Source organism: Pseudoalteromonas luteoviolacea (assembly GCF_001750165.1).
Lineage (GTDB): Bacteria > Pseudomonadota > Gammaproteobacteria > Enterobacterales > Alteromonadaceae > Pseudoalteromonas > Pseudoalteromonas luteoviolacea_G.
Map to the genome: position 1 here is coordinate 13,250 of NZ_CP015412.1, position 18,759 is coordinate 32,008.

11 protein-coding genes are annotated in these 18,759 nt (G+C 39.6%); 4 read left to right on the plus strand and 7 right to left on the minus strand.

Translation table 11 applies throughout. The features are described 5' to 3' along the window. Nucleotides 1-139 precede the first annotated feature (139 nt). On the plus strand, nucleotides 140-1,399 hold the full coding sequence (locus tag S4054249_RS20895; protein ID WP_052960905.1) for an adenylate/guanylate cyclase domain-containing protein: 1,260 nt from the start codon (nucleotides 140-142) through the stop codon (nucleotides 1,397-1,399). A gap of 265 nt (nucleotides 1,400-1,664) precedes the next feature. Here the strand turns inward: S4054249_RS20895 and S4054249_RS20900 are convergent, their stop codons facing one another. Both S4054249_RS20900 and S4054249_RS20905 read right to left on the minus strand, forming a co-directional pair. Further along, nucleotides 1,665-3,728: a S9 family peptidase gene (locus S4054249_RS20900; RefSeq protein WP_080928302.1), complete on the minus strand. Its 2,064-nt coding sequence runs from the start codon at nucleotides 3,726-3,728 to the stop codon at nucleotides 1,665-1,667. Between the two features lie 352 nt (nucleotides 3,729-4,080). Next, a complete protein-coding gene (locus tag S4054249_RS20905) occupies nucleotides 4,081-6,723 on the minus strand; it encodes a TonB-dependent receptor (RefSeq protein WP_080928305.1) in 2,643 nt (880 codons plus the stop codon). Nucleotides 6,724-6,926: 203 nt separating this feature from the next. On the opposite strand from S4054249_RS20905, the gene S4054249_RS20910 reads away from it, so the two are divergent. Further along, the gene (locus S4054249_RS20910; protein ID WP_046355218.1) at nucleotides 6,927-8,990 is read left to right on the plus strand and encodes a winged helix-turn-helix domain-containing protein; all 2,064 of its coding nucleotides are present in this window, start codon (nucleotides 6,927-6,929) and stop codon (nucleotides 8,988-8,990) included. A gap of 70 nt (nucleotides 8,991-9,060) precedes the next feature. Further along, nucleotides 9,061-9,639 (plus strand): hypothetical protein, encoded by a 579-nt coding sequence (locus S4054249_RS20915; protein WP_145925109.1) that lies wholly within the window; start codon nucleotides 9,061-9,063, stop codon nucleotides 9,637-9,639. On the opposite strand, the gene S4054249_RS20920 is transcribed toward S4054249_RS20915, so the two are convergent. Next, a complete protein-coding gene (locus tag S4054249_RS20920) occupies nucleotides 9,640-10,245 on the minus strand; it encodes a TetR/AcrR family transcriptional regulator (protein WP_052960907.1) in 606 nt (201 codons plus the stop codon). It abuts the gene before it with no gap. A 128-nt stretch (nucleotides 10,246-10,373) separates the two neighbouring features. On the opposite strand from S4054249_RS20920, the gene S4054249_RS20925 reads away from it, so the two are divergent. Continuing rightward, a complete protein-coding gene (locus S4054249_RS20925; protein WP_052960908.1) occupies nucleotides 10,374-11,351 on the plus strand; it encodes a haloalkane dehalogenase in 978 nt (325 codons plus the stop codon). A gap of 338 nt (nucleotides 11,352-11,689) precedes the next feature. Here S4054249_RS20925 and S4054249_RS20930 read toward each other — a convergent pair whose 3' ends face one another. The 4 genes from S4054249_RS20930 to S4054249_RS20945 form a co-directional block, all read right to left on the minus strand. Further along, nucleotides 11,690-12,589: a hypothetical protein gene (locus S4054249_RS20930; protein WP_046355220.1), complete on the minus strand. Its 900-nt coding sequence runs from the start codon at nucleotides 12,587-12,589 to the stop codon at nucleotides 11,690-11,692. Between the two features lie 372 nt (nucleotides 12,590-12,961). Further along, nucleotides 12,962-13,831 carry a toll/interleukin-1 receptor domain-containing protein gene (locus S4054249_RS20935; protein WP_046355221.1) on the minus strand — a complete coding sequence of 290 codons (870 nt, stop codon included), beginning with the start codon at nucleotides 13,829-13,831 and terminating at the stop codon, nucleotides 12,962-12,964. 293 nt (nucleotides 13,832-14,124) lie between these two features. Further along, on the minus strand, nucleotides 14,125-15,474 hold the full coding sequence (locus S4054249_RS20940) for a TonB family protein (RefSeq protein WP_046355222.1): 1,350 nt from the start codon (nucleotides 15,472-15,474) through the stop codon (nucleotides 14,125-14,127). 294 nt (nucleotides 15,475-15,768) lie between these two features. Continuing rightward, nucleotides 15,769-18,336 (minus strand): TonB-dependent receptor, encoded by a 2,568-nt coding sequence (locus S4054249_RS20945; protein ID WP_046355223.1) that lies wholly within the window; start codon nucleotides 18,334-18,336, stop codon nucleotides 15,769-15,771. Nucleotides 18,337-18,759: the final 423 nt, after the last annotated feature.

Sequence of the window (18,759 nt, forward strand, 5' to 3'; positions counted from 1 at the left end):
ATTGTAATTTGTGAATGAATTAAACAGCAGGTAAGTTTTTCATTACGCAGGTAACAAAGAAAAGCCAAGCTACACTTAATTAAAGTTGGGCACTAAGACAGTGCTTGAAACATTGATAACTAGGTGATGGCAGATATTTATGAAATGGTTAAAGGATATTGATGAGTCTTTTGATGTACTACTGACTGATTGCTATCAGCAAAGAGAAATGGAAATGGAGTACCATATTAATCAGATCCGATTAGTTGGATTAATGTCACTCTTTTTATTAGAGCTTTTGATAGGTTTACTAAATAGAGGCATAGATTGGACGTTAATAGTCGTGGATCTGGGCACTATGGCACTGACTGCGGTTTGGTGTTTCTGTGTCGCGCGGTGGGCAAAAAGTAAAGGCTATAAACCATGGTTAAAGTACGTTTCTATCCTATTTGATTATCTTATTATTTTGCTGATTACCCTTGAGATGGAGTTTCTTTCGGAGATTGGTCACTTTTTACATGATATGCATAATACTGAATTTGAATTGATGCTGATAAGCGCACTTATCCTGTTCAATGTGATGAGTGCATTTCGCCAAGGTAAGTTAATTATTTACTATTCCACCTTATGTTGCTTGGCAACTGGCACTGTGATCCTAGAGCACAGTGACACAGCCAGAGCGATTGAGATGCATGAGCAGATAATCATTTTATTTTCGGGTTTACTGGCATGGTCAATTTCTAGTTATATAACAAATACTTACACCCGACTTAGACACAGGGAAAGGCTGCTTCGATACTTGCCAAAAAAGTTGGTAAGTGCAGTGGAAACCGGCAAAGTTGATATTGAGCCAGGCGGAGAGCGGCGAAATGTAACGGTATTGATGGCTGATATTCGACGCTTTACAAGCATGTGCGAAGCGTACGAACCAGAGGTCATCACTGGCTTACTGAACAGATATTTTTCGACTATGAGTACGATTGTTTTCAAATATGACGGCATGATTGATAAGTTTATCGGAGACGCGATTATGGCCGTATTTGGTACACCTCAAGGTGAAGGGAATAGTGCCAGCAATGCAATTAGTGCGGCGAAAGAAATGTTAGAAGCACTGAAAGAATTGAATAAGGAGTTTATCGAAGAAGGGTTGCCGAGTATAGAAATTGGTATAGGGGTACACAGTGGTGACGCAATAGCTGGTAATGTTGGGAGCGTCAGTTGTATGGATTATACTGTGATAGGTGACACGGTTAATGTCGCAGCCAGAATCGAAAGTAAAACAAAAGAATTAAATAAAACACTATTGATTAGTAAGGTCAGTGTTGAGCAATCAAAGCAACAAGATCTACAAAAAGCGGCAGAGGTTAATTTAAAAGGAAGAGTTGAACCGATAGAAGTATTCTTCGACCCACAAATCTAATCGTATTAAATTTGTATATATTATGAAAACATTTTGATTTTAAATTGCGCTGGTTAGATATAGTATAGGTACAGCTCAAAAATAAGCTTGCCTTGTTTGTTGTTCTTTTTTGCGGGTTGTCAATTATCTCGTGCTTTGAAGCGCATGGAAGGGGTCATAGAAAATTCAAAGGAGTAATGAATTTTTGGTAAGCCTATTTTTGAGTCATCAAAATAAAAGAGTAAAACAAAATTCCTTCGTTTTACTCTTTTGACATGGAAATCGCTTATTTATTTGCTTCTTTCGCTGCTTTTAACCTTGCAGCATGATCTATTTTGTAGTCAGGCATGTCTTTGTTGCCATGGATAAGGTAGTTATCCATCCAGCGCATAAGACGAATGCTGTAATCGTACTGCGCAGCAACTTTACGGTTGCCGTGTCCCTCACCTGGGTAGTAAATTAAACGCACGTCTTTACCTTGTACTTTCATATATCTGTACAATTCCATTGACTGTGCAGGATGAACACGTGGGTCATCTTTACCATGCATAATCAACAGTGGTGTTTTTGATTGACCTGCCCAGTAAATAGGGCTGCGCTCAAGGTACCATTGCCATTTTTGCCAAGGGTAAGAACGTGCGTGCACTAAAAACATCTCATTTGAAATGTCAGTCGTACCAAACTTTGACAGTTGGTTGGTAACACCAACAAACATAACACTTGCTGCGAAGTGCTCTGTTAGTTTTGTTGCGCCCCAAGCAGATGCATAGCCACCATATGAGCCACCGGTAATGCCCACTTTCTTAGTATCTACAAGTCCAAGGTCAACGAGGTATTTTTTCATGTCGACTAAATCATCGAACTCCTTGCCCGCATAATCACCTTGGCCTAATTTTGAGTAATCTACGCCTTTACCGGTTGAGCCACGGTAGTTAGGGTAGAATATCGCATAGCCACGTGCTGCACCCATTTGACCTGGATCTGAGTAGCTTGTTAGCCAGCCATTTTTATCATGAGATTCAGGACCACCATGAACAGACATGATCAGTGGATAACGTTTACCTGCTTGGTAATCTAGTGGGTAAATAAGCACACCACCGATCTCAACGCCATCTCTGGCTTTAAATGTCAGTGCTTCTTGCTTTGCGAAGCGTTTGTTATCAAGCCAATCGTTTGAGTTTGACAAGCGGGTCGTGCGTTTTGAACGTAACATATACACTTCATTAGGGTGTTTTGATGTATTTGCAGTGAGCGCTATGGTTTTATCTGAGTCTGAGATTGATAGTTTACCCGCGATAAGCTTGCCATCTTTTACTACTTTTTTGTATTTGTTTGAGCCAACTTTAATTTGTCCAACAAAGCTTTCTGCACCAACATGGCCTACGAAGTTAAGTGTGTTCTTACGGTTAGACCATTCAAAGTCACCGATATGCCCCATAAAGTTTGGGATCCATTCTTCGATTTTTCCAGTTTCGGCATTGGCTAAGAAAAGTCTGCCTTTGGCTGGATCGTGCTTGTCTTCGGCACCTAATATTGCAATGTATTTACCGTCGTGAGAAAACTCAGCTTCACCAAGCTTACCTTCAGTTTTAAAAGAGGTGATGATTTGCTGGGTTTTGGCATTCATAACATGCCATTGCGACTTCATATATTGGTCGTCTATCAAAGCGGTAGGCTGAGTTTTGACAAGTAGTTTACTTGCATCATCAGCCCAATTAATGTCACTAACGTAACCTTGTACAGCAATTACTTTAGGCGTAAGTGCTTTTTCACTTTGTTGGAGGTCAACGATATGTAGCTGTTTGTTTTTGAGGCCTAATTCGTATACCTCAGCCATGAAGCCCAGCTTTTTGAGCTCTTTTTCAGAGCGGTCTTTGGGGGACATGGCCAAAATAGCAACCTGCTTGCCGTCAGGGCTGAGTCGGTACTTAGAAATAGCAGTATCTTTTAAAGAAAATACTTTTTGTGCTTCACCACCGTTTACGGCAATACGGTAAAGCGATGTGAACTTGTCAGTCTTTTTCTTAGTTAAGAAATAAATAAATTGACCATCATCAGCCCAAGCGATGCTATGAATGTTGACCTGACCGGTAATAAATGGGCGCTCAATACCTTCGTCATCTACTAAGTGGAGTTCAGTAAAGTTTTTGCCGTTTGCATCTATATATAATTCTCTTGGAACAGAGCGCGTAAAAGCAACAGACTCACCGTCAGGGCTGACTTGCGCGCTGACGACTTTTTGAATTTTAGGGATGTCTTCTAAGGTGATTACATTTGATTGTGTGCTTGCAATAGAGCTTGTACTTACCAAGCCAACTGCCAGTGCAATTGCAGATTTAATCAATTTCATTCTACTAGCCTTGAAAAAGAGAATTGTGAGAGACGTGAAACGTCGAGCTGAAAAATCCGGCTATTTTACGACTGGTTATAAAGAAAACCAGTGTTTGCGACTAACTGTCACATGCATGCGGTAGACTACAAGGTTTGAATAAAAAATTACAATATTTGAATAGATAAATATATTGTGATTTTAAAGGTTCCTGAATTAATTTGAGGTGAAATTTCAAACTTTAGGGTATTTTATGTGGTTATTTTCCAGGGTAAAAGAGAAGCCTCTATGGTTTGGCAGCTATGAATAAAGGGGAGTTTGTTTAAATTCGTCAAGCCGCATTCGATATAGAGACGCTTCAACTGTCCTTTATTTAGTTAGCTGAAAAGCGGTATCTTGCCCCTAAATAGAAGCGGCGACCATTCTGGTAAATAGCCGTTGGGGCGTATTCATTGCGATCGAATGTATATATGATCTCATTGTTTAGGTTTAAGAATTCAAAAATAAGATCTAAGTCATCGTTTATTGAGACTGTGACACTGCCGTCAAGCTGTCCATAATCATCCATTTTTGTTTCGCCAATACCTGTGGCAAATTGTGTTCTGTAGTTATAGGCAAGGCGAAGGCTGACTAAGCTATTTTCATAATAGGCTGTGAGGTTTGTACTGTGTTTAGAAGTCCCAGGCACCCAGTCATAATTGCCGCTTAATTGGGTATTACGGTCTCCGTCAACAAAAGTGTAATTAGCAATGACGCCAAAACCATATGCGATTGCTTGCTGATAACTGAGTTCAACCCCTCTGATCACACCTCCTGCACCATTTATCGGTCTATCAATGGACATTAAAATCCCTTCATGTAATTCAAGAGCTCGATTGAACTCAATAAAAGATTCTACATCTTTATTGAATATCGCAATTGATGCTAATGCTGAGTCAGTAAAATACCATTCTAAACCAAAATCAAATTGAGTTGCCCTGTAAGGATTGAGCTCTGGATTACCACCTTGGCCCTGCGCTTGAGTTACATTGTAGTTAGTGGAGGGCATCAAGTGATGAAATTGCGCCCTAGACATGACACGTGCAACTGCAAACCTTGAAATAAGATGTTCGGTTAAATCAAATTGAATATTGAGGCTGGGTAATATATCGGTGTAATGTTTGGATGTAGATTGCCAGTTATAGGTGTCCGATGGTGAAGACGCAGTGCGCTCATACGCCCCTGCTTTTTGCCACGTAGAGACAACTCTTAACCCCAAATTTGCCTTGTAGCTTTCGCCAGCAAACTCAACCATGGCATAACCTGCAAGGGTTTCTTCTTCGATTGTGAAACGACTGGTTTTTTCTTCAGTTTGAACAAAGTCTAAAGTTGAGAAGTCACGTGACAATGCGTTGATATCAGCAAAGCTATATGCTTTCAGTGTATCACTATTTCCTATGCCTTCTAAATAACCATTAATGAACTCATTTGGGTAATCGGCTAATGTGGTATTGAGTTGGCCTGCTAAGCCATGAATGCCACCATTTTGTGAGCGCATGCGAATAAAATCACGCTTATGGCGTTTGTATTTTCCGCCAAATTTTAAGGTATGAAGGTGTTGGAATGAGAGATCTCTAGAAAAGTCTTTTTGTAAAAAGTAGCCGGTATCGTTACCGTCTTGACTATCACTGCGCGCTTCACTGATAAACCACTTTTGTGGATCTAGCGGTGAAATATCATACTGAGTTTTAATATTTTTATATTCTCTGGTATCAAAGCTGTAATGAGTATTAGCGGCAAATTGCGCTGTGTTATCCTCACTTGTACCCCCACTACCATGTGTATATCCCACTTGATATTGAGCCTGCCACCACGGGCCGGTATAGAGTAAATCGAGGTGGATACTCTGGGTTTGTATTTGCGCTTTTCGCCAAATTGCTTCCATGCTGGTACTGAATGGTTGACTTTGCGCTGGGGTAAGCGAGGCATAAGTAAGTGTGTTATCCATGATTTGAAAATTACTTATTGAGCTACCTGCATCTAATGCCTTCCCCGGCTGCCATAAAAAGTTCTGGTTTGAATTATCGGCATTGAGTTGAGAGTGCAGAAGGTGGCTTCTCAAAGTCCACTGCTCATCAATGTGATAGGTTGCACTGGTGGTAAAACTACTGAGTGCTCTATCTTGTTGGAAAACTGCCGAGCCTCCGCCACCTGGTGACCATATATTTTGAAAGTCACTCGGTTGATTCACTTGAGTATTTGATATTAACTGGCCAGCGTCATCAAGATTGTAATTTCGTTCATGCCAACCCCAAGATTCAAGTCCGTCTCTGCGCAAGCTTCTGCTGTGATGATTTACGGTAAAGAGTAACGCAAAATCACGTTGCTCATTAATCCAACTATAAACAGCGGACAGTTGAGGATCATATTTTTGTGAGAGGTCGTTGTATTGCATTTGGGACGTAATTGCTAAAACGCCGGGGTCTGAAAAGAAGGGGTCTAACGTTTTAATATTGATAGCGCCACCGAGAGAGCCTTCATCTTGATTGGCTTTAGGGGTTTTATAAACCTCTAAACTCGAGACGATGTCTGCTGGTAATAGCGTGAAATTGAATCCGCGACTTGGTAACGAAGAGATCCACCAATCAGCCGAAGCCAAATATTGACCATTGAGGTAGGTGCGGTTTTGTTCTGGCGTTGTGCCTCTGACACCGATCCGTTCCCCTTCTCCTTGTACTCTTGAGAGTGAAATACCGGTGATCCTTTGCAAGGCCTCTGCGACGTTTTTGTCTGGGAACTTACCAATCTCTTGAGCACTGATGCTATCTGAAACTTGGTCACTAAAGCGTTTTATATTCAGTGACTTGACAACGCTGTCATGAAAGGCGCGAATTTCTATCCGAGAGAGGTCGTCTTCCAATGCTTTTGAAGATGTTTGATTGAGTGGTTCATTTTGGGCTTCTTGACCAGCTTTGCTGTAAGAAAGGGGTATACATAAAAGCAAAAGCGGAAGAAACAAATGACAAATACGTTTCATGACCATTGTTTCCTACTCCTATTCTTAATTAACGTACGGGAAACTTTGCTTTTATATTTCTATTTAAGTGCAACAGAAAGTGCTGTAAAGTTGCGTTTAGGTAAAAAATTTGTCCCCATCATAACATAGTATGATCATAATGGAATAGTCGTTATGTGCAGGGCCATGTTGCTTAGGCTCGATTTTTGGATTTGGATCAGTAAATGCAGTTTGAACGCTTTCTGTTAAATGATGTTTTGATAGATACCCAAAAAATGAGTGTCAAAGTTGACGGAATATGGCGGCCACTTGAACACAAACAACTTGCATTGATTAGGCTATTAATTGATAAATCTCCAGAGCCTGTCAGCAGAGATGAGATAATCAATCAATTATGGCCCAATCTCGTGGTCAGTGATAACTCTGTCAGCCAACTCGTGGCACAAATTAGGAAAACGCTCAACGATACGTCAAAAGAACCAAGCTTTATAAAAACGGTGCCTCGGCTTGGTTATCAGTGTATTGCTATTGTTGCGAATGCACCAACTCTCACTGAGAGAGCATATTCACCGCAAAAGAATATACCAATTAACTGGCTTATTTTAGGGACATTCATTGGCTTTATAATTACCTTTCTCGCCTTATTTGATTTTAATAGCTTTAAATCAACGCCAGAAATTAAATATATCTCTAGAATCACTTCCTCTCCTGGAGCTGAAGCTTATTTAAGTTTCTCTCCTAATGGCCGTTTTTTGGCTTACAGTCAAATTGTAACAGGTCAAAGTCAATATGATTTAGTTGTACACGACCTTCAAACAAACTCTTCTCATACAATTAAGTCATCAGGATATAGTGAGCAAGCACCGAGTTGGTCTGAAGATGGGGAGTGGCTATTATATTATCGATATAGCCCCTTTAGTTGTGAAATAAGAGGCTTGTCGGTTCATAATGCTATCGAGTTGTGGCGGTTAAATCGGGATATTTCATTATTAGAATGTGATGGCGCACAGGTTCCTCAAAAAATTATTTTAAATAAAGCTGGCCAACTTTTTGTGAATGAAGTGACCCAAGGGAAAAAGGAAATAGTGAAATATAATATCAATATGGAGGATATTAATAATTTCTCGTTATCAGAAAAAGAGACTATTGTTCAAGCTGAGGATTATCGTATACGTGGCAAACGAATTATCTACAAGCAAGATATGCAATGGCAACAAGGGATCATTGGCAAAGATGGTGAGATTACGAATACTGGGCAAGTTGAGGTAGAGGATGAGCCTTACTTTGGTATAGTCGACGGAAGTTGGTTGAGTGCAGGCAGTGAATTAAAGTTACATTCACCGGGTCAGGAGACCAGCACCTTGTATAAGCCTTATGGCGAAATATCTGAAATTGCGATTAACGGTCAAACTGGCTTGATAGCCCATACAGAAGGCAGTGCTGAAGTTAATCTGTATGAGTTTTCTATCGCATCTAATACGTTTACGGCGGTTTCTTCAAACTCAAGAATTGATACACAGGCTACTATTTCCGGTGATGGTATGCAGGTAGCATATGTATCAACGACATCTCATGTAGATCCTCAAATAACACATGTCGAAGTATGGCTAAAACACCGTTTTAAATCGAGTCCGAGTCTTTTAACGAGCTTACTGAAAAAGGATAAGCCTAAGTTGCTGATTTTTTCTCCTAACGGAGAATACTTAGCTATGCTAAGCGAGTCAAATACACTATTTATAATCAATACCTTTTCAAAGATCCCTCGTTCGGTGATTAAAGAAAATCAAACTCTGCAGAATATATATTGGTCAAATGATGGGAAGTCATTATATTTTAAAACCATTGAAGAGAAACGTTCACAGTTTTGGAAACATGATATCGCTAGCGCAAGTAATACGCTGCTCCCTGAGTTAGAACAACCTTATACACCTCTAATTAATAAAAATGAAAGCTTTGACTCATATATAGATGATATTGGTATGTACTTATACGAAGTACTACAGGGTGAAGTGCCGCTTCACCATCTTTCTTATTCTTTGGATTTATATCGCCCTGCAATATACAAGGATGGTATTTATTATGTGGTGAGGCAAGGGCATCAATTATCACTGTTTAATTACAATATAAAAGAGCAATCGAACGAGTTTGTTTCTGATATTGGACTTTATTTATATGATGTCAATGTCGAGTTGGGTTTGAGTGCAACGAGTGATGGTGAGTATATTATAATAAATCGAATAGAGAATTTGGAAATGGATATTGTCCTTCATGAATTTTTAACTGATTAGATATTATTTGTTGCAATTAGCTAACTAAAAGTGCAGTGTGAGAATACGCTTCTAATGCAATGGTGAACTTATGAAAGGAATAAAATGTGTAATCGCGTTAATAAGTATACTGCTACTGAGCGGCTGCGCTTCGCCCAGTATAGAGCCGAGCAATCAGATCTCGAGCGAGAATGGCATTGTATGGGGAAGTATGGCGTATGAAGGAAATTACGCTGATTATCAAGTCCATTTTAAGAATGTTAAAACCGGGAAAAAGCATTTTATATCTTTGAGCGCGAGTATTAATAACTTGGGCCTTTTCGCCATTGAGCTACCAGAGGGAAGCTATACGTTCACAGGGTGGCAGGTAAGTCAGCAGTTCATATCTGTTAAAAAAATGGGCGACACTGGACATCGCTTTAAGAGCACATCAGGCGCGTCTACCTATTTAGGCCAGATACATTTTTCGTCGCGGGAGTCATCTGGTTCAAAACAACCTGAGATCGAAGCGTCTTTGCGTAATCGTTATACGTTAGATGTGAAGCATTGGAAAACTGCTTTTGCAGATTTTAGCTTGCAAACACAGGGTGAACAACAAGTCGTAGGGCAGAGTGCTTTGTGTCAATCTTGCACTATCGCAGTGACATATACGCCTGCCCAAATACGTTAACTAAGCCATATTGTAATCGGTATCATATACCCCAAGGCTATGCAGCGAGAGTTGAGTAGAGGACCAAAGCTGCTCATAGTCTTTTATAAACTTGCCAGATACGTTGATCCCAATAAGCAAATTTAGAAGCGCAAGTGCCTTTTGATCTATGTCATTATCATTGAACTTTCCCTGCATTTTTGCCGCATTTAGCAGACGTTTGAACCGTGTTAGAACAGCATCTACGCTACTTGATAGAGGAGGGGAAAGTATGTCATTGCTGCCAACGAGCTCAATAATACTGTTGATCATCAAGCAACCTTTTGCTTCTTTGTCCGTCACTCTAGCAACGCAGATATTTTGAAAGACAGTACAAATTTCTTTCAAGATATCACTTTGTTCATTAATTTGGTCAAATGCGCAAAAAGGAGAGTGGATATAGTAGCGTTTGAGCACTTCTATAAAGAGGGATTCCATAGACCCGAAAGAATGATAAAAGCTAGAGCGAGTAATACCTAACATTTCTGATACTGCTTTTACAGAGCAGTTTTGATATCCCTGACTCCAGATTAAATGCATGACCGAATCAACTGCTTGGTCACGGTTAAATGCCTTATTTCTGCCCACAATCCCTCCTATTACAACTTGAAATTTATTGTACACCAGTGGACAAATAAAAACCAACTCATATATTGTACATTGGTGTACAGTATTTTTTTAGTAAAACCAATAACAAAAGTTAAAGGAGATATAAGATGGTAAAGTGGTTTTTTGTCGTGTTATTAATGTATTTAAGTTGTACAAATGTACTTCAAGCATATGAAGCTAGTTATAAGTTACCTAGCCCTGTCATTGATGAAACATTGCAGATTGATCGCAAAATTGTAGATGTAAAGCGCTCTTTTATGTCTTATTTAGAGCTAGGTGAAGGTAAAGCTGTGGTTTTTGTGCATGGCAATCCGACTTCGTCATACTTGTGGCGTAATGTGATGCCCTATGTTGCAAAGTCTCACCGAGCGGTTGCAGTAGATCTAATTGGTATGGGGCATTCAGGTAAACCAGACATAGAGTATAATTTTAAACAGCAATTTCGTTACTTTAGTCGCTTTATTGATGAGTTAGAACTTGATGACATTATTTTAGTTGGACATGACTGGGGCGCGGCAATTGCTTGGCATTATGCTCGTAAAAATCCAGAACGGGTGACTGCATTGGCATTTATGGAAGGGGCCTTGCCACCGCTCATGCCTGCTGAAAGTTTTGACGCGTTAGGGCCAAATATGGGGCCTTTTTTTGAAGCGATTAATGATCCTGTAGTAGGTCATCAATTGGTTGTTGAACAAAATATCCTAATTGAGCAAATGCTGCCGTCTTTAGTAAATAGAACACTGGGTGAAGATGCAATGTCAGAGTATCGCGCCCCATATGTTGATAAATTGGCCAGAAAACCTTTACTTGCATGGCCTAGACAAATACCTATAGCAGGTTCGCCACGTCATACTCACAGAGTCATGAAAGGGATAGAACGATTTATGTCAAAAACGGATATGCCAGTTTTATTACTTTATGCGTCTCCTGGTTCTATTACACCTAACGCATTGATCCCTTGGTATGTCGAGCGAATTGAAAATATTGAAACCGCTTATGTAGGAATTGGTTTGCACTATATTCAAGAAGATCAGCCCAAGAGTATTGGCCTTGCTCTTGCCGATTGGTTAAGAAGGCTTGATTAGAACAGCTGTTTAAGAGTGTGTTTGTGCAGAGGTGACTCCGCACAAACATGGGACATAGTAAGTAGATTTGCTTATGTAGGTATGTGTTGGTGGTATCTACTAGCTACTATTAATAGGGCATATTTAAATCGGACATTCGCCAGGGGCCCAAAAACCGTCTTTGGTTCAAAAAGTTAAAATTTAAGTCTCTGGTCCCAACAACCACCATTAAGTTTTTCTGATCTAAACAAAACATTTATTATATTTTGTGCTAGTTACAAGCTTGTTGAAGGTAACAATTCAATACTGAATATTGTGAATTCTTTCCTATTCCACTTAGGTAATCACTGCATTAACTTCTATGAAATAAAGGTGCAAATCTGTTGCAACAAACCTGTAGCCAAAACACTTCCCGTTATACCTTCTAAAATGGCCCTACTAGATTTCAACGACTCATTTATAATTATTGATTTAGGATTAGGTGAAGCTAATTGCATTTCTATGGTAGCTACTTCCGCTGATAATTCGTTTTTGGCTGCTGCACTCAACTCTAGTTGCTCGAAACTAGACTTTAGTTCTTCCAATAGTTTTATCAAGTCTTTATTCTCATATGTAACTGTCAGGTTTTGAGAAGCCCCAGCAGAGTCTTGTTGTAGCTGAGAGTTATGCATGTTTTGAATATTATTTGTAATTTGATAAACCACTCGGCTAGCTACTTGTTTCTCTTCTCGTGAAAAGCTCATCCCTTCACCTGTTATACCTTGTTCTTCCAACTCCAGAGCCCAGCTTAAGACGTGAGTTTTTACTGTATCCAACATTCTGTGGATTTGGACCGAACTAAATTGAAATACAGGTTCAGTTTGGTAATTCATCATACTCATGATTTTAATTTTTAAATTTGGTGGAAATTTTTGCTCAACTGCGTAAGTGCTATCATTTCTCACTAACTCTGACAGCTCACTAATGGGCTCACTCATTAATCTACAACAGAGCTGTTCTGCTAAATCTTTATTTTCTATGTGAACTGGTTGCCAAACATGGTATTCATCAAGAGCCTTTATTTGCCCTGTTACTTTCCTATAGTCTGGTATTTCGACGACTTCAGCTTTGTAATAACCATGAAGCTCTCTTTCTAACCACAGTTCTATATCCTCAATGCCAAGCTTTTTTGAAACGACCATAGCTTTTCGTAATAGGTTGGCTATACTTGCCTCGTTATCCAAAGCGTCGCGTTGTAACTCTAAAACCAAGCCCGCCATTATTTCTCCTTAAAATAAAACGTGGACGAATTTCCAATAAATTATGTGAGTGTTTGCTGTGAATTCAATATTACAGCGTAAAACACTTACCACCTATTTTCAGATGTATTTTTTTAAAAACTCACTCACATAGTAAAGCAAAGAGCGATAGAAACTATTTTATATAATGTTTATCGCTACTCAATTGGTATTGTGAGCTCTTTTTATTCGTCCTTAGTAGCGACGATGTCTCTAATATGTCTTTTTACTTTCTCTAAATTGCCAAACTTGGACGTTTGAAAGGAAGCTTCAAATGAATGACTCTGATCCCATTGATTAAGTAACGCAAGCTCGTTGTTTTGTGTTCCTTACTCTAGCGTTTGTTGTACCAATTTACATGTTGTAGTACTTGGTACCAAAACTAACAGATAACGGAGCACCATCAAATAAACAACTTGCAGTTACTTTCATCTTCTTTTTATGGTCATAATATGTGTGGAAGTGTGTTTTTTTTCTAGCGAGATCCAATTCATGCACCCCAATACTCAGTGCACCTAATAATGCTTCACTGTCAAACTCTTGTTCTTGAGAGTGTGGAGCTGTTTGTAATAATTCAATCTCAACAAAACTGATAAAATTACCTTCCCCCCACAGAACCATTTTGCATAAGTCATTTTCAACTATGATATTTCTTGCTTCATTAGCTTTAACATCTACGAGTTTTTCAACTTCATCCACCTGCATGCCAAGGTATTGGTATGGTCTATGAAACGGAGCAGACATAATTGGTAGGCCAAGCATTATAGCTGAATCGAGAGAGCTACCTAAATTTGAAGATGTCTGAGGGGTTACTACATTCTTATTGAATGCAACTCCCATACTTTTGATGACCTTCTCCAACTCATTTGTATATTCAGAAGGGTCCGAAAAATTACTGTATAGTTTCCCTATCAAGAAGCTTGGTAACTCAACATTTTCTAAGATAATTGGCAGAACCTTTAATCTCCCTGCTATTTGATAATTTATGGCGACATCAAGTTCATTTTTGACCCAGGGAGCATTAATAGAGTTGTTAGATAAAACCACAGCAAAGTAATCTACGTTATCGATCCCTTCTCTAATCTTTTGAACTAATGAATCACCTATATTCATTTCTGCTTCATCGAGCCAAACTCTAATACCATGACATTCGATATCTCGCGCAAGCCGTCTGACAAACTTTTTATCTTTATGATTATGACTTAAGAAAACACTGGTATTCATCTACCCTCCTGATTGGTATAACAATTTAATAGTGCGCAAATCACACAGTTTACTGAGAGGTTAATTTTTAACAGAGTTAATAACTTATTGCCAGTAGCATTAAAAATGCGTGTTGTGGATTTTCTAGAAAGATAAAAGTGTGCGACTTGAACATTTGCTAAATATGGAGACTATTTTATAGTTCTAATCTGCAAAATAAGAACACCCACGTCCGTTACTCGCTCAAAGCAAATAGTCAGATAAAGCCCAAGCCTATTCGTTAAATTGCTGGTTCAGATATTAGAAACTACAACTTATAGTTTACTAATAAACTGTTCAATCTGGCTTGTGTCCCATTGCCTTTTTTTTGCTTGTTTAAGCGCGTTCTGAGCTATTTTGATAGACTTCGATTTATTCGTGCTGTGCGTTAGTTTTGCTTGTAATAACAGTAACTCAGGATCATTTTCATCCTGCTCAAGCGCCACCGTGAGCCACTGTGATAGATTTTCTTCATCACTTGGGTGTTTGAATAAATGCAAACTCAGCGCTTTTGCAGCTCTCTTATCGTTAGGTGCAGAACGCTTAAACCATTTTGTTGCTTCATAGGGTGCAAAGAGTTGACTATGTTTATCACCGTATAAAGTGGCTAATTTGTACTGGGCTGGCGAAAAATGAAGGGCACTGCGTTTTAGCCAGTTTAATGCCACATCAAACTGTTTTTTGTCATGAGTGTTGGTGAGTAGCTCAACGGCGAGCTTGTACTGTGCAACAGGCAGGTTATTTTTCGCAGCTGCAAGTAATATGGTTAAGTAGTCATTGTCATCTCGCCAGTGGTATTTTAGTAGTCGACTGGCGTTGTATTCGTTAGAGCTTAACCAGTTGGCGATGTAATATTGTACAAGCGCGTTACCTTGCTCAGCTGCATCAATATGACGCCTGATCTGAGCTTTATAATCTTGCTGCTGAAAAGCCAAAGTACGCTTGTATTCTTTACCTTTATACGTTGTGAAATGGTAAATAAGCGAGTGATTCTTTTTGGCTTTGCCGGGCTTATAGCGCCAAACTTTAACGGCGTTAATTAAAGATGAAGTGAAGATATTCTTAGGGTAATCATCAATAACAGTGATGTTTTTAACAACGCCGGTTGTATCAATATCAAATTCAAGCCAAACCCAGCCTTCTATCCCTTGCCTTGCTGCTTGTTCTGGGTAATCCGGTTGTTTATCAAAAGTACGTTCGGATGATTGTGGATGTTTTTTTGCTTTGCTGAAGTCTGGCTGGTACTTGTCACTGAGGTATTGATAGCCAAATTGGCTTTTTCTTTGTTGTAGGGCTTGGTCTAGTACCTGCTGGTCTGCGTACTGAGACGAAATAATATGCGCTGTTCTGAGTGCTTCTGCAATGCCATATTCGGCAGCGATTGAAAACCAGGCATGTGAAATTGAGAGGTTTTTTTCTGTACCTTGGCCATGGAGTGACATCACCGCTAAGTTATAAATGGCGTCGCCATTACCGAGTTGGGCAAGTTGATAGAATTCGTCGTAGGCTTTGACGTAGTTTTGTTGTTGGTAATACTGTGTTGCAGTGAAAAGGTCTGCACGACTGCTTGTTGAGAACAGCGCCAAAATTAATATGATTAGTTCAATAGGCCTGACATGCTTCATGCTGATTAAAGTGGCACCTTGTGATAATTACCCAACCTACATCAGGCGTTATGTTACGTATTTACTATGCTAATTTATGTACCTAAATGACCGATTCTACAGCTTTTAAAAACAATTACCATATCTCATAGTACAAGGTGTTTAAAAAGAAAAGCTGAAGGCCTACATAAGTAGGCTTCAGCTTAAATCTCCTGGGCAGGGAGAGGCTTTCCTTTGCATATGCCGCTGTGCTTACAACGAACACGGTGCAGACTTGTGCTAATTGCTTGGTTATTTCACAAGTCTGCTTTGTAATTAAAAATTGAATCGAATACCGGCTACAAAGCGTCTGCCGTCGGCATAGACACCTGTTAGCGCTTGTTCGACGCCTTCTTCTTGATAACTAAATGTATGTTCATCGGTTAAATTGATAGCTTCTAAGACGACTGCTAAGTTTTCATTGATGTTATAAGTTAGGTTTGCATCAATTTGACCATAGGCGTCAATGTAACCAGGCCAATCATTACCTGAGTCATATCCTGAACGGTGGTTATATGAAATACGGCCGCTGAGTGTGTCGTTTTCATAATATGCACTTAAATTGACCGTGTGCTCCGAGTTACCCGGAATCGTTACGTCGTTACCATCTTTATCTTTGGCTTCACCGTCTACATAGGTGTAGTTGGCAGAAATACCGAACCCTTCAAGCAACTCTTGTTGATAGCCAAACTCTAACCCTTGAATTCGTCCTGCGCGACCATTAGAAGGGCGGCTGATCCTGATTGGGGTATTTTCATGTATCTCTAATGCTGGCGTGCTGTCTAAGAATGATTGAATATCTTTATAGAAGAATACCGCCGAGAACAATCCCGCTTCGTTGAAGTACCACTCAATACCTGTATCGAATTGCGTTGCACGAAATGGATCTATATCTGGATTACCACCTGTGCCGGTCTGAGTTTCTACGTTATATGAGGTTGAAGCCGTCATACTAGCGTAGTCTGGACGAGACATCACTCTCGCTGCACTAAAGCGCATTAGTAGGTCATCACTTAAGTCAATGGCCAGGTTAATGCTTGGTAGTACATCAAAGTAGTCTTTGTCTTGTGTGGTCCACGTTTCAAGACCTGTTGCACCCGCAAATGCAGAAGACTCTTGTTTGGTGTGTACAAGTCTTACACCTAAGTTACCACGCATGCCATCTGCATCTATGGTTGTTTTAACATAACCTGCTAGTATCTTTTCTTTGATGTCAAAAGTACTGGCTTTTAACACTCTATAGTTCCAGTCAAGGGCATCACCATCTTGTCGCACTTTATCAGAGTCAGTAATAGCATAAGCTCTTAATGTACCTGACGAACCTAAACCAGATAGGTAATCGCTAGGCATTACAAGTGAGTAATCTGCTAAGCTCCAATTGAGATCAGTACGCGCATCTGTCGTGTTTTTGGTATTAAAGCGGCTATGATCTCGATATTTTAAGCCCATTTTTATTTCGCTGAATACAGCAACATCAATAGGGCGTTTAAAATCAGCTTGGAAATAGCTTTCATCATCTTTTGCATCATTGTTGTCGTAACGCAAAAAGCCGAGGTTCCATTTTGTGCCATCTTTCGGATCAGCACCATAAGACGCTCTGACATCTTCTGTTTGTGACGTATCAAATGAATGTACGTAGTTCCCAACCCAGCCTACAGAGCGGTCAGCTTGTGAACCACCAGAGCCCTCTGTATATCCTAGTTGATAAGTGGATTGCCAAAGTTCGCCCTCGTGCTCAACTTTTAAGTCATACGCTTTGGTTTTAAGCTTTGAGTTTCTGACTTTTGTTTCATTTAGGATATTTGTACCGTCTGGAGATAAGCCCATAGTGCCACCGACAACCATTTTTCCGACCTTATTGTGGTCAATGATTGTGATATCTGTGTATTGAGAATTGCCGCGCTCAGGTAACCAGAGAAAGTTTTGGTTTTCATTATCAGCATCTAGCGTTGAATCTAATAGGTTAAATGAAATATCTGTCGCGTCACTGGGGCGATATTGGAGCGCAAGTGTGATACCAGTTCTGACTCGTTCTTGGGAGAACATTGCAGAACCACCGCCGCCTGGGCTGTATACATCTTCGTGCACGGTACCATCTGCCATGGTGATGTTTCTATCTGTCCAACTCCAAGCCTCAATACCATCACGACGCAAGTTACGCTCTTGTCTAATTAACGAGACTAGTGCGCCAAATGTTTCATCATCGTTTTTGAAGTTATACATGATGGACGCTTGTGGATCAGTTTCACCAGAAATTTCACTGTGCTGGGCTAACAATGAGCCAGCTATTTTATTCGCTTCCAAATCTAGCGGCTTTCTGGTTCTTACAATGATGGTACCACCGATTGAACCCTCATCAATATCGGCTTCTGGTGATTTATACACCTCAAGTCCAGAGACGATTTCTGAAGGAAGCATAGTGTAGTTAAAGCCTCGACTTGCAGCTGAGTTAGTCCACCAGTCCGTTGAACCGACGGCTTGTCCATTTAGCAATGTACGGTTTTGGCTTTCACTGGTGCCTCGAATACTTACTCTTTCACCTTCACCGAAGTTACGTGTTAATGAGACACCTGTAATACGTTGAAGTGATTCAGCCACATTCTGATCTGGGAATTTGCCTATGTCTTCGGCGGTAACGGCATCAACGATTGCATCTGCATATCGCTTAGTATTTAAAGATTTCACCACACTACCGCGAATACCACGGACTTGAATCACCTCGACTTCTTTTTGATTTGAAACAGCGCTGTCATTTTGCGCAAATGCATATGGTGAAAAATATAAAGTTGAACTCATTAATGCTGAACTCACAGCCAGCGACAACTTATTCTTATTGTTAAACATGATACCAATCCCCTTGGATGAAAAATGAACGTAATCACTCAAATGTAATTTTGTGCACTAAGGATTTAACATCATGTCTAGTTGTTAAATCTTGAAAACAGATTAAAAGTTATGAATATAATTGTTTTTATTTTTAGGTGTTTTAATATATTGATTTTAAATGTTATTTTAAATTTCGTAGGGTTTTTTTATCTAACAAGTAAATTTACTTGAACTTTTTAATTAATAGTTTTGTTTACATTCACAACTAGTGATACTTAATTTTGAATTTTTTCTTCCTTAAAAGAAGTAATGAGCCCTTTTTATTAAGGGTGGATAAGACCATCTATGATTAGTGAAGAGGTATTTCGCTCAGTCAGTGATTAGTGGGTTGCTGAGTTTACGACAAAGTAAGTCATGTACTTTGATTAAAGATCTTTAGCT

Excerpts from the sequence above, each read along its gene's own strand:
- S4054249_RS20925 (WP_052960908.1), top strand. The coding sequence starts at position 10,374 with ATGGTAAAGTGGTTTTTTGTCGTGTTATTAATGTATTTAAGTTGTACA.
- S4054249_RS20945 (WP_046355223.1), bottom strand. The coding sequence starts at position 18,336 with ATGTTTAACAATAAGAATAAGTTGTCGCTGGCTGTGAGTTCAGCATTA.
- S4054249_RS20935 (WP_046355221.1), bottom strand. The coding sequence starts at position 13,831 with ATGAATACCAGTGTTTTCTTAAGTCATAATCATAAAGATAAAAAGTTT.
- S4054249_RS20895 (WP_052960905.1), top strand. The coding sequence starts at position 140 with ATGAAATGGTTAAAGGATATTGATGAGTCTTTTGATGTACTACTGACT.
- S4054249_RS20940 (WP_046355222.1), bottom strand. The coding sequence starts at position 15,474 with ATGAAGCATGTCAGGCCTATTGAACTAATCATATTAATTTTGGCGCTG.
- S4054249_RS20910 (WP_046355218.1), top strand. The coding sequence starts at position 6,927 with ATGCAGTTTGAACGCTTTCTGTTAAATGATGTTTTGATAGATACCCAA.
- S4054249_RS20905 (WP_080928305.1), bottom strand. The coding sequence starts at position 6,723 with ATGAAACGTATTTGTCATTTGTTTCTTCCGCTTTTGCTTTTATGTATA.
- S4054249_RS20930 (WP_046355220.1), bottom strand. The coding sequence starts at position 12,589 with ATGGCGGGCTTGGTTTTAGAGTTACAACGCGACGCTTTGGATAACGAG.
- S4054249_RS20915 (WP_145925109.1), top strand. The coding sequence starts at position 9,061 with ATGAAAGGAATAAAATGTGTAATCGCGTTAATAAGTATACTGCTACTG.
- S4054249_RS20900 (WP_080928302.1), bottom strand. The coding sequence starts at position 3,728 with ATGAAATTGATTAAATCTGCAATTGCACTGGCAGTTGGCTTGGTAAGT.